Raw genomic sequence first — 11274 nt, 5'->3', positions numbered from 1 at the left:
CCGGGGTTGTGCCCTGGCGCGACGGCGCCGCACCGTGGCACGGGGCCGGGCGGGTCACCGACCGGCGCCCAGCCGGTCGATCGCCGCCACCTCCTCCTCGGTCAGGGTGAGACCCGCGGCGGACAGGTTGCGCACCATCCGCTCACGGTGGGCGGACTTCACCGTCACCGCGACGCCGTGGTGCAGGTTCCAGGCGACGACCACCTCGTGCACGCTGCGATCGTGCGCCTGCGCGACCGACAGGAGCACCGGGTCGTTCAAATCGGTGCTGCGCAACGGACTGTGCGCGCTCAGCACGATCCCGCGGGCCGCGAGCGCCCCGGCGTATCCGGCGTCGTAGTCCCCCGGTCCCCACTGGCGCTGGTTCACCGCCGGATACTCGCCGGTGGCCTGGTACAGCGCGTCGATCAGCTCGATCGGGTAGTTGCTGACGCCCATCGCGCGCACGAGCCCCTCCTCCCGCGCCTGGGCGAACGCACGCCAGCTGGTGACGCCCGGATATCCGCCGGGCGGCCAGTGGATCAGCCAAAGGTCAACGTGGTCGGTGCCGAGCGCGGTGAGGCTCTCCTCCAGCGTGCGCCGCTCGATGCCGACGCAGTCGGGCGGCATCTTGGTGGTGACGAACAGCTCGCCGCGCGGGACGGCGGTCTGGGCGAGTGCGGCACCGATCGCCTCCTCGTTGCGGTAGCGCGTGGCGGTGTCGACGAGGCGGTAGCCCACCTCCAGCGCGGCGAGCACCGCTTCGGTGGCCTGCCCGCCACGCATCGGGTGAGTGCCGTAGCCGAGCAGCGGCATGGCGCGGCCACCGAGATCGGCGACGGGCACTCGGTCCACTTCGGACTGTCCAGGCACGAAAGGTCCTCCTCCTGCGGGGTGGCGGTCAGGGTCAGTACAGCTCGACGAGACGCAGCGGCGTCTTCGCGAGCCGCTGTGGTCCGCTGCCGGTGATCAGGACGGTCTCGGCCAGTTCCACCGCTCCCCCTTCGGGCGCCGCGACGGTCGCCCGCACGCCGAGGACGGTGCCCGGCTCGCCGAGCAGTTCGCTCGACGGCCCGAGCGGCAGCGCGCTGCCTCCGCGCAACGCGAAGATTCGGCTCGACCCCGGCCGGTCACCGAATTCCCGCGCGGCGGCGGCGAATCCGTCCCGCAACGGCGCGCCCGGACGCAAGGCGGCGATAAGCGATTCCGTTGCGGCGGAACAGGATTCCGCCGTGTCACGCAACGCGGGCGTGGCTTTGCTGAGAATTGCGGTGGCGGTGGCGAAGCCCTGGCACCCGTCCAGCACGGGATGCAGCGTGTAATGGAGCGGGCTGGTGGCGGTCAGCTGCGCGGTGCGCGGGTCATGCCCGTGCATCGTGACCAGATCCGAACCTACGCCCGCGCCCGGCGGGTACCAGCCCAGCAGGCCTCCCGCGCGGCGGAGGGATCGGTCGACGTTGGCGGTGATCTCCCGGACGTCCATGCCGACGTGCAGGTGGTCCATCACGGCCGTGTAGCCCACTGCGGCCAGCTCGGCGGCCGCCTCCGCGTCCGCGCCCCGGATCAGCTCACCGAAGATCAGGTCGGCGGCGGGGCGGAGGGTGATTCCGGTGTTCGAGAGGCGGCCGAACACCTCCCACGGCAGGTCGTCCTCGAACCCGGCCGGTCCGGTCCCCGCCCCGGCCGCGCGCAGGGTGCCGGCCGGATCGGGTCCCCCGGCCACCGTGCCGGCCGCGGTGAGCACGACGACGGCGTGCTCGGCGCCGAGGACGTGGCCACGGGCCGCCGCCGAGGTGAGCAGCAGGGCTTCAAAACCAGCTTCGGTCGTCGCGGCGCGGAGCCGGTCGAGATCGGGCCTGGCTGGTGCGGCGGCGGTCCGTGCCACGGGGCACCGTCCTTTCAGGATCGCAGGAGTTCAGCGCTTGAGCGGGGCGAACGCGGTCTCGCGGATGCGCAACGCGGCGATACCGGCGACGATCGAGGTGAGCACGAGGTAGAAGGCGGGCACCCAGGTGCTGCCGGTCGCCACGATCAGCGCCGAGACGACCAGCGGCGCGGCGCCGCCGAAGATCGCGGTCCCGACGTTGTAGCCCACGCCGTAGGCCACGGTCCGGACCCGCGTGGGGAACAGCTCGGCCAGCGTCACCTGCATGACCCCGTTGGTCCCGGAGAAACACAGCGCCATCACCACGGCACCGAGGGTCGCGAGCAGGAACGAACCCTGGGTGAGCAGCCAGTAGCACGGGAATCCGAGCGCCACCATCAGGAACGCCGACGTGGCAAGCATCTTCTTACGACCCACCCGGTCCGAGAGCCGTCCCGCGTAGAGCACGCCGAACGTGCCGACCGCGAGCATGATCCCGGTGACCATCAGGCCCTGCACCGTGGAGAAGTGCATGTCGTTCTTCATGAACGAGGGCATGTAGATGAACAGGATGAAGTAGCCGGAACTGTTGAACAGCGGCAGCACGACGGCCATCAGCATGCCGCGTACTGTTTCGCGGGAGCCGAACGCCTCGCGCAGCGGGCTCCGGGTGACCTCGCCCTCGACCTCGGCGGCGGTGAACTCCCGGGATTCGTCGGCGGCACGCCGGATGGCCAGCCCGATCAGGCCCATCGGCAGGGCGAGCAGGAACGGCAGGCGCCAGCCCCAGCTCTCCATCGCCGCCTTCGTCAGCGTCGCGTTGAGCAGAGCTGCGAACAACGTGCCCAGCAGCATCGCGATGAAGGTGGCGGCGTTGGCGTAGCTGACCACCCGGCCGCGGCGGCCCTCCCCCGCGTGCTCGGCGAGGAAGGAGTTGCCGTTGCCCGGCTCGCCGCCCATCGCGAACCCCTGCAGGACACGCAGTACGACCAGCGCGATCGGGGCGAAGACGCCGGCCGCACGGTATCCGGGCAGCGCGCCGACCAGCCCGGTCGACAGGGTCATCAGCGTGATGAGCCCGAGCAGGACCCGTTTGCGGCCGAACCGGTCGCCCCACGAGCCGGCGACCGCGGCACCGAGCGGGCGGAAGAAGAACGGGATCGCGAACGCGACGAAGGTCAGCAATACGCCGGTGGCCGGTTCGTCGCCGGGGAAGAACACGACGGCCAGGGTGCCGGCCACGAAACCGTAGACGGCGTTGTCGTACAGCTCGATGAAGACGCCGACGAGACCGCCGAAGATGGAGGTCTTCTTGGCCCGGACCGGTGGGTGCGCCACGACCGGGGAGGAAGCACTGTTCACGAGGACTACCTTTCTCACGGGTGACGTCGTCGTCACCGGAAGGGCTGCGCTGGTGCGCGCTGAGCCTGGTCATCGATCCGGAGAACGATGACTCCCCGCTGTTGCCGGGACATTACCTCGCAGGACACGCGGGTTACCACCACCAGTGGTTTTCCCGGTCACTCCATCGGAAACGCTTATCGCCGCGGGCCGCGCGGGGCCGCCGGCGAAGCACGGATCATGCGAAACGCAGTACGGAAACCGCCGAAGCCAGCCCGGAAACGGCTTTCCGAATGGTCTCCGAATCCAGGGCGAAACTCGCCCGGAAGTGACCGGGGCAGCCGTAGGACTCCCCGGTGATCACCACGACCCCGGAGGTTTCCAGGAAATGCTCGGCCAGATCCGCGTCGGTGGCGATACGCCGTCCCTCGGGCGTGATCGCGCCGATCAGCCGGGACGCGTCGGTCCAGACGTAGAATCCGCCGTCCGGACGGACCGGGCGAAGCCCGTCGATCGCTGCGAGACCGGACACGAGCAGCTCCCGGCGTTCGACGTACACCCCGACGGTTTCGGTGATGAACGACTGGTCCCCGTCCAGGGCGGCGGCCGCGGCGGCCTGGCTGACCGAGGACGGGCACGACGAACTCTGCGACTGGAGCGTGGAGATCGCCGCGCACAACGTCGCCGAGCCGGCCGCGTAGCCGATCCGCCACCCGGTCATCGCGTAGGCCTTCGACACGCCGTTGGCCAGGAAGATCCGCTCCCGCAGGTCGGGCGCGACGGACACCAGGCTCGGCACGGGCTCGGTGCCGAAGTTGATCTCGTCATAGATTTCGTCGCACAGCACGGAAATCCGTGGATACTCGCGCAACACCTCGGCGAGCGCGGCCAGTTCGTCGCGGCTATACACGGCGCCGGTGGGATTGTTCGGGGTGTTGAGCACGAGCCACTTGGTCCGGTCGGTGACGGCGCCGCGCAGCGGCCCGGGGGTGAGCTTGTACCCGGTGTCCGCGCCCGCCGCGACGAGTACGGGGCGGCCGCCGTTGAGGGCCACCATGTCCGGATAGGACACCCAGTGCGGGGCGGGCACGATCACCTCGTCGCCCGCGTCGAGCGTGGCGAGGAACGCCAGGAAGATCAGCTGTTTCGCGCCACCGCCCAGCGCGATCTCGCCGGGGCCATAGGACTGGCCGGTCTTGCGCGCCAGCCGCGCCCGGATCGCGGTCTGCAACGCGGGAGTGCCGGTGGCCGAGGTGTATTTCGTCTCCCCTGCCCGGATTGCCGCGATCGCGGCCTCCTTCACGTGCTCGGGGGTGTCGAAATCGGGCTCGCCGATGGTCAGCGGGAGCACCGGTTTTCCGGCCGCCTGGAAGGCACGCACCCGGTCGGCGACGCGCGAGCTGGGACTTTCTTCGACCCACGACATCCGCTCGGCCAGCAGCGGCGTCTCGGTAACGGTCATGGCTCCCTATCCTTTCGTGAAAAATGCGTGAGCAGCGAAGGCGGACCGCGCACGGGTCGCGATCCGGTCGAGCTGCCGCCGTCGTTCGAGATGGACGGCCGTCGCGGCGGCGGCCGTGGTGCGGCGGAAACGGATCCGCTGGCCGGGCCGCAACTGCCCGGCGACGTCCTGGGCGGCCGAGGTGAGCACGGCGAGCACCGGGTAACCCGCGGTGATACCCCGGCCCCGCATCAGCACCAGCAGCTCGTCACCGGCAGGCGCCTCGATCGCCCCGACCGGCACGCCGCGAGAGAGCACCTCCCCGGTGACCGAACGCTGCGGCACCGGTCCGGCCACCCGCATGCCGACGTGGTTGATCCGCGGCGTGACGCAGTACGGCGAGGCGAACAGCTTCTCCAGCTCGTCGCCGAATTCGCCCGCATCCGGCCCATCGATCACGTCCAGCACGGTCGGCACCCGGGGCTGCCGTGGCACGCCGAAGTGGAAGATCGTGGCCCCGAAAACCGGGTTGACCAGCGGCGGCCGGGACCGCAGCAGCGGAAGTCCGGTGCCGGGCACGGCTTCGGTGCCGAATCCGATCATCGAATCCGGAGCGACGCTGCCCAGCAGGCTCGGCACCGCGAACCCGCCGTGGACGGCCACGTACGCCCGCAGCCCGGCCTCGGACACCCCGACGTGGACGGTCTGGCCGGCGCGCACCGACAGCGGCGACCACGCGGGGTGCGGGCGGCCGTCGATCGAGGGCTGTGCGGGCGCGCCGGTGACGGCGATCAGGACGTCGTGGGTGGGCCGGAAGGTCACGCCGAATCCGGTGGCCTCAAGCAGCGGATCGTTCGGGACATTGGCGGCCAGTGCGTTGGCCGCGCGGGCCGCGAACTGGTCGAGCGCGCCGTTGATCGCCAGGCCACGGGCAGGTCCCGCGGTGCGGCCAAGGTCGGTGACCACGCAAGCGCGGGCTGCGTCGACGAGGAGGCGGGGACGCTCAGTCATCAGCCCGGTACCGCATCGGTTGGCCGCGCAGGCGCGCGTACGTGGCTTCGTCGATCGCGTAGTAGCGAAGCCGGTCACCGGGCCGGTAGGGCACGACTGCTTCGGTGTCGGTCTGCAGCACGGTGAGCGGAGTCCGGCCGATCTGCCGCCAGCCGCTGGGCGCGGCGACCGGGCCGAGCACCGCCTGCCGCCCAGCCAGCGACACCGCGCCCGGCGGGACGCGCAACCGCGGCGTGGCCAGGCGTGGCACGGGCTCGCCGAAGTCCGGGCCGTCGGTCATCGCCGATGCGGCCGGGCCACCGAGACACCGGATCAACAGCTCTGTCTCGCACATCAGCTCGACAACGCGAGTTGCCGGGAGCCCGACGACCTCGGCTACCCACATCAGGTCCGGCCCCGCCTCGCCGCCGAAGAGCACCGGAACGTCGAGCACGCGCGACGGCAGTGGCGCCAGCGCGTCGGGCGCTTCCCAGGACAGCAGCTGGAACATCACCGTGTCCGCAGTGGTCACGCACGGATCGAACTCGACCAGGACCGCGTCGTAGGTGGGCACGGCCGAGAGCACTCCGGGCACCTCACCGTCGTTGAGGCGCCGTGCGAGGTGATGCACGGTGCCCCACACCTCCTCGGTGCCCGCGCCGTCGACGGTGATGCGGACGGCCGCGTCGCCGCACGGAGAGACGTCGAGCTTCGCCGCGGTCCGGACACCCGTCATGCGGCGGGTGCGTCCAGCACCTGGTCCAGCGGCGCCAGCCGGACCCCGGCCGCCTGCAGCTCGGCGCGGATGCGGGTGGCCAGCCGCAGCGCCTCCGGCCCGTCGCCGTGCAGCTGCACGCAGTCGGTACGCACCGGCAGGTCACGGCCGTGCCGGCTGGTCAGCACGCCCTCGGTGACCATGCGGACGGTCCGGGCGGTGACCTCGTCGGGGTCGGACAGGACGGCACCGGGCTCGGAGCGCGGCACGAGCGTGCCGTCGTCCTCATAGGCGCGGTCGGCCAGGCCGACCATCGCCATCCGCAGCCCGCGGGCCCGGCACTCCGCCGCCAGCTCGCCCTCCTGCAGCAAGATCACGATCTCCGGGTCGAACGCCTCCACGGCGTCGGCCACCGCGCGGGCGTAGTCACGCCGCGTGACCACGAGGTTGCCGAGCTTGCCGTGCGGCGCGAGGTGCGCGACGCGCGTGCCGTGCGCCCGGGTGAACGCCGACAGCGCGCCGAGCTGGTACAGCACGTCCGTGCGGACCTCGTTCTCCGTCAGGTCCATCGCCCGGCGGCCGAAGCCGGCGAGGTCCGGGAAACTGGGGTGGGCGCCGACCCGGACGCCGCGCTCGACGCAGGCACGCACCGTCGTGTCCATTACGCGAGGATCACCCGCGTGGAACCCGCACGCGACGTTCGCGGACGTCAGCAGGTCCAGCAGCGCGGCGTCGTCACCCATGGTGTACGCGCCGAAGCTCTCGCCGAGATCGGCCACCAGATCGACCGCAGGCACCATCGGGACTCCTTCCCCCATAACGGGTTATGTTCTCCAGCGAGACGGTAGTTCCGGCGCGGACCGGGGCGAAGCCTCATCAGGAAGGGCCATGGCCTCATCGGGTTTGCCGATGGGATCTCCGCCGGGAGGGACAATGGACACGCGCAGGCTCGGCTACTTCGTGCGGGTGGTCGACATCGGGAACATCACCCGGGCCGCGGAATCACTGCACATCACGCAGTCCGCGCTGAGCCAGCACATCTCGGGGCTGGAGAGCGAGTTCCGGACGCGCCTGCTCGAACGCACCGGGCGCGGCGTCACGGTGACCGGGCCGGGCCGGTCGCTCTACCGCTACGCGCAAGGGATCCTGCGGCTGGAGAAGGCCGCGCGCATCGACCTGCGCGACGGCGGCGGCTCGCCGGCCGGGCTGGTCACGGTCGGGCTCGCGTCCTACAGCATGGCCTCGGGCGTGGCCATCCCGCTGCTGCGTGCGGTGCGGGGGCGGTTCCCGGCCATCCAGCTGCAGCTGATCCAGAACCTGACTGTGGTGATGAGCCAGGCCGTGCTGCTGGGGCAGGTCGACATGGCCCTGATCTACGACCCCGGCCACGTGAAGGGCGTCGCGTTCGAGCGGATGGTGGAGGAGGATTTCCACCTGATCACCGGCGCGCGGGCGCCGCGGGTGACGCCGCGGGGCGACGAGGTCACGCTGCGGCAGGCGGCCGCGCTGGACTTCCTGCTGCCCAGTGAGGTGCACACGGTGCGGCGGATCACCGACGCCGCCTTCCACACGGCCGGGCTGCACTGCTCGATCGCCGCGGAGATCGAGCCGAGCATGGTGCTGAGGGAAGCGGTCGTGGCCGGGCTGGGCGCGACGATCCTGCCCCTGTCGGCGGTCCGGGCGTATTTCGCGCCGGACGAGGTGCGCGCGTACCGGTTCAGCGACGCGCGGATGCGGACCGGGATGGCGTTGTGCACCTCCGAGGTGCAGCCCCTGTCGGAACCGGCGGAGGTCGTGGCGGGGGTGTTGCGCGGGCTGGTGGCCGAGGTTCAGGAAGGTGGCGTACGCGGGTATCGGTCGACGGACGGCGGCTCGTAGACAGCGGAGTGCACATAGTCCATTTTGGACGTTTCTCTTGTTCCGCAGCGCCAGCCGAAGTCGTCACAGGCCGGCGAGCGGCGCGCACGGATGCCGAGTCCGCAGACCACGGCACCTTAGACCACCAGCCGACCAGCCAGCCGAAAGGTCCACTCCGGACAGTGCCCAAGTCTCGGAGAACCAGTCACAGACGGGCAGCGCGGATACGAGGCCGCGGACCACGGCACCTGGACCACCTAGTGACCGGCCACCCCGAGGTCCACTCCGGACGGTGCACCCGTCCCGCCGAGCCACCCGGGATCAGACGGGCGGCGTGCACGGATATCGATCTTCGGACAGCGTCCAGGGTTCCGGCAAAGTTGGCCGGGGGCCCGGCAGCGGGCGATGCGGAGGTGTGTGCGACCACCTCGTGGCGTACGCCGGACCGGTTTCGGGTCCGTGAAGGGTCCCTTCACAGACTCAGAGTCCGTGAAGGGTCCCTTCACAGCCTCACCGTCTCGAAGACCGCCGAGTGATCAGCCCCACCGAGTCCACTTCGGACGGTCTCCTCGAACAGCGCCGCCGCCTCGCGGGTCTGGGTCAGCCGGGCGCCGAGGCGATCGGCCAGGGCGACGGCGTAGCGAAGGTCCTTGACCTGGTTGTCCGTGCTCCCGCCCAGGCTGTACTCGCGGTGCAGGATCTTCGCCGCCTTCGCGTCCAGCACCGCGCTCGACGCCAGACCGCCTTCGAGCACGCGAACCAGCTGTGGCCCGGACAGCCCGGCGCGCTGCGCCAGGTCCAGCGATTCGGCGAGCCCGACGAGCGTTGTGGCCACGACGATCTGGTTGCACAGCTTCGCCGCCGTGCCCGCGCCGACCGGCCCCATATGCTCCACAGTGGACGAAAAGGTCCGCAGAACCGGCTCCACCACGGCGACATCCTCCGCAGCGCCGCCGACCATCAGGCTCAGGGTGCCCGCCCGCGCCCCGGCGTCGCCGCCGCTCATCGGGGCGTCGACGACCGCGATGCCGAACCTGGTGAGCCGGGCCGCCAGGTCTCGGACCTTGTCCGGGGACGTCGTGCTGAGGACCACCAGGTGCGTGGTGCCCCGGCTCGCCCAGGTGCCGAGCACCGAGTCGGGCGCGATCCGTTCCAGGTGGTCGACGTCCGGGAGAGCGGACAGCACCACCTCGGCGCTCAGGTCCGCCGGATGGCCGGCGGCGGCGAACGCCGCGGCCTTCGCACGAGTGCGGTTCCACACCCGCACCGGGAATCCGGCTCGGGCGATGTGCCCGGCGACCGGCGCGCCCATCGGGCCGAGGCCGATCACCCCCACCACCGGTGTGCTCACTCTTCGACGACCAGACCCTTCGCCTTGAGCTTCTCGACGAGGCCGTGCACCTCGATCAGGGTCCGCTCGCCGCGGCGGTGCTCCGCGCGGACCCCGGCCTCGTGGTCCTCCCGCTCCCGGCAGCGGCGGACGACGTCTTCGGCCTCCGCGGGATCGACCACCACGATGCCGTCGGCATCACCGCGCAGGATGTCACCGGGCCGCACGATCTGCCCGCCGACCGCGAGCGGCCGGTTGATCGGCCCCAGGGTCTCCTTCACCGTGCCCTCCATGCAGATCGAGCCGGAGAACACCGGAAACCCGAGCGCTTTCAGGTCCGCGCTGTCCCGCACCCCCGAGTCGGTGACGAACGCCGCCAGCCCCTTGCTCCGGCACGCCGTGGCGAGCACGTCCCCGAACCCGCCGGCCTGTGCGAACTCCCCAGCGGCGACGATGACGACGTCCCCGGGCCGCGCGTAGGAGATCCCGACCTGGACCATGATGTTGTCCCCGGCCTGCGCCTGGACGGTGAACGCCGGTCCGCAGAACGACATCGCCGGGTCGACCGGCTTCAACCGGTGCGAAAGCGCGCCCTTGCGGCCCTGCGCCTCGTGAATGGTGGCGGCGGAGAACTCCCCCAGCGCGGCCACCACCTCCGGCGACGGCCGGTCGATCTTCGTGCGTACGTGGATCATCGGTGCTCCCTACGGTTGGCGCTGCGGATCGGCGGACACGCGCAGCACGGTCTTCGACGAACGGGACGAGTCGGTCGCGCAGGCGAATGCGGCCACCGCGTCGTCCAGCGCGAATTCGTGGCTCACCACGGTTTCCAGCGACTCGTCGACGGCCAGCAGCGCGATCGCCTCGTCCAGCTCGACGTCGAAACGCTGTGAGCCGAACACGGTCAGCTCCTTGGCGATCACCGACGACATCGCCACCGGCACCGGTCCACTGGGCAGCATCCCCAGCTGCAGCACCGCGCCGCCGGGCCGCGCGGCGGTCACGGCCGCGCCCAGGGACGCGACCGCGCCCGCTGCCTCGACCACGACGTCGAACGCGGATTCCTCGATCTCGCCACCTTCGGCCAGGTTGACCGTCGTCCCGGCACCGACCACGGCCGCGATCTTCAGCGGGAAACTCTGCAAGTCAGCGGCCACGATCTCGGCGGCTCCGGCGTGTCGCAGCGCGGCGACGGCGAGCGCGCCGATCGGCCCGGCGCCGCTGACCAACGCGCGCGCACCGCGTACCCGCTCCCCCAGTCGCCGAATCCCGTGCAGCGCCACCGAAAACGGCTCGGCCAGCACGGCCCGTCGCAACGGCAGTCCTTCGGGCAACGGGCGGAGCTGCGCGGGCTGGACGGCCAGGATCTCCGCGAAACCGCCCTGCGTGTGCGGCTCGGTCGAGGCACTGCCGAGATAGGTTCCCGGCCGCAGGTGCAGGCCGGTCGGCCCGGCGGCCCCGGCGGGGGCGCACGGCGTCGCCGGGTGGATCGCCACCGGGGTCCCCGCCTTCGGCGCGCCCGCGACGGATTCGGCGACGACACCGACCACTTCGTGCCCGAGCACCAGCGGTTCACGCACGCGGTACGGGCCGTTCTGCCCGTCGGCCGCGTAGTGCAGGTCGGAACCGCAGATCCCGCCGTAGACGATCCGCACCGTCACCCGATCGTCCGCCGGACGCGGGGCGGGCACCTCGTCGACGCGCAGGTCCTTCGCGCCGTGGACGACCACTGCTTTCACAGGAATCCCTTCTTTCGC

General features: G+C 71.3%; 11 protein-coding genes. 1 reads left to right on the top strand and 10 read right to left on the bottom strand.

The features are described 5' to 3' along the window. Nucleotides 1-54 precede the first annotated feature (54 nt). From ATK36_RS30890 to ATK36_RS30860, 7 genes are all read right to left on the bottom strand, one after another. Complete coding sequence (locus tag ATK36_RS30890) at nucleotides 55-852, bottom strand: aldo/keto reductase (protein ID WP_211291998.1); 798 nt, start codon at nucleotides 850-852, stop codon at nucleotides 55-57. A 34-nt stretch (nucleotides 853-886) separates the two neighbouring features. Then, entirely contained in the window at nucleotides 887-1864 is a 978-nt protein-coding gene (locus tag ATK36_RS30885; protein ID WP_098514645.1) for a M24 family metallopeptidase, read from the bottom strand. Between the two features lie 30 nt (nucleotides 1865-1894). Next, complete coding sequence (locus ATK36_RS30880) at nucleotides 1895-3205, bottom strand: MFS transporter (RefSeq protein WP_211291997.1); 1311 nt, start codon at nucleotides 3203-3205, stop codon at nucleotides 1895-1897. Nucleotides 3206-3422: 217 nt separating this feature from the next. Next, the gene (locus tag ATK36_RS30875; RefSeq protein ID WP_098514643.1) at nucleotides 3423-4646 is read right to left on the bottom strand and encodes an aminotransferase class I/II-fold pyridoxal phosphate-dependent enzyme; all 1224 of its coding nucleotides are present in this window, start codon (nucleotides 4644-4646) and stop codon (nucleotides 3423-3425) included. Nucleotides 4647-4652: 6 nt separating this feature from the next. After that, entirely contained in the window at nucleotides 4653-5636 is a 984-nt protein-coding gene (locus tag ATK36_RS30870; RefSeq protein WP_211291996.1) for a 5-oxoprolinase subunit C family protein, read from the bottom strand. Further along, a complete protein-coding gene (locus ATK36_RS30865; RefSeq protein WP_098514641.1) occupies nucleotides 5629-6351 on the bottom strand; it encodes a 5-oxoprolinase subunit B family protein in 723 nt (240 codons plus the stop codon). Before ATK36_RS30865 ends, ATK36_RS30870 begins: the two co-directional genes overlap by 8 nt. After that, nucleotides 6348-7130, bottom strand: a complete 783-nt coding sequence (locus ATK36_RS30860) for a LamB/YcsF family protein (protein WP_098514640.1) — start codon at nucleotides 7128-7130, stop codon at nucleotides 6348-6350. The genes ATK36_RS30865 and ATK36_RS30860 overlap by 4 nt, the downstream gene beginning before the upstream one ends. 133 nt (nucleotides 7131-7263) lie before the next feature. Between ATK36_RS30860 and ATK36_RS31865 the strand changes: the two genes are divergently transcribed. Further along, nucleotides 7264-8208 (top strand): LysR substrate-binding domain-containing protein, encoded by a 945-nt coding sequence (locus ATK36_RS31865; RefSeq protein WP_170069982.1) that lies wholly within the window; start codon nucleotides 7264-7266, stop codon nucleotides 8206-8208. A 481-nt stretch (nucleotides 8209-8689) separates the two neighbouring features. On the opposite strand, the gene ATK36_RS30845 is transcribed toward ATK36_RS31865, so the two are convergent. Genes ATK36_RS30845 through ATK36_RS30835 form a run of 3 tightly spaced genes read right to left on the bottom strand, consistent with a single transcriptional unit; the run spans nucleotide 8690 to nucleotide 11256 of the window. Then, nucleotides 8690-9538: an NAD(P)-dependent oxidoreductase gene (locus tag ATK36_RS30845; protein WP_098514639.1), complete on the bottom strand. Its 849-nt coding sequence runs from the start codon at nucleotides 9536-9538 to the stop codon at nucleotides 8690-8692. Continuing rightward, complete coding sequence (locus tag ATK36_RS30840; protein ID WP_098514638.1) at nucleotides 9535-10212, bottom strand: 4-carboxy-4-hydroxy-2-oxoadipate aldolase/oxaloacetate decarboxylase; 678 nt, start codon at nucleotides 10210-10212, stop codon at nucleotides 9535-9537. The genes ATK36_RS30845 and ATK36_RS30840 overlap by 4 nt, the downstream gene beginning before the upstream one ends. Nucleotides 10213-10221: 9 nt before the next feature. Next, entirely contained in the window at nucleotides 10222-11256 is a 1035-nt protein-coding gene (locus ATK36_RS30835) for an alcohol dehydrogenase catalytic domain-containing protein (RefSeq protein ID WP_098514637.1), read from the bottom strand. Nucleotides 11257-11274 lie beyond the last annotated feature (18 nt).

Origin of the sequence: Amycolatopsis sulphurea (assembly GCF_002564045.1) — a bacterium.
Classification (GTDB): Bacteria; Actinomycetota; Actinomycetes; order Mycobacteriales; family Pseudonocardiaceae; genus Amycolatopsis; species Amycolatopsis sulphurea.
Note: the sequence above shows the minus strand (reverse complement) of the source record. Positions and strands in the feature narration are given on the sequence as shown.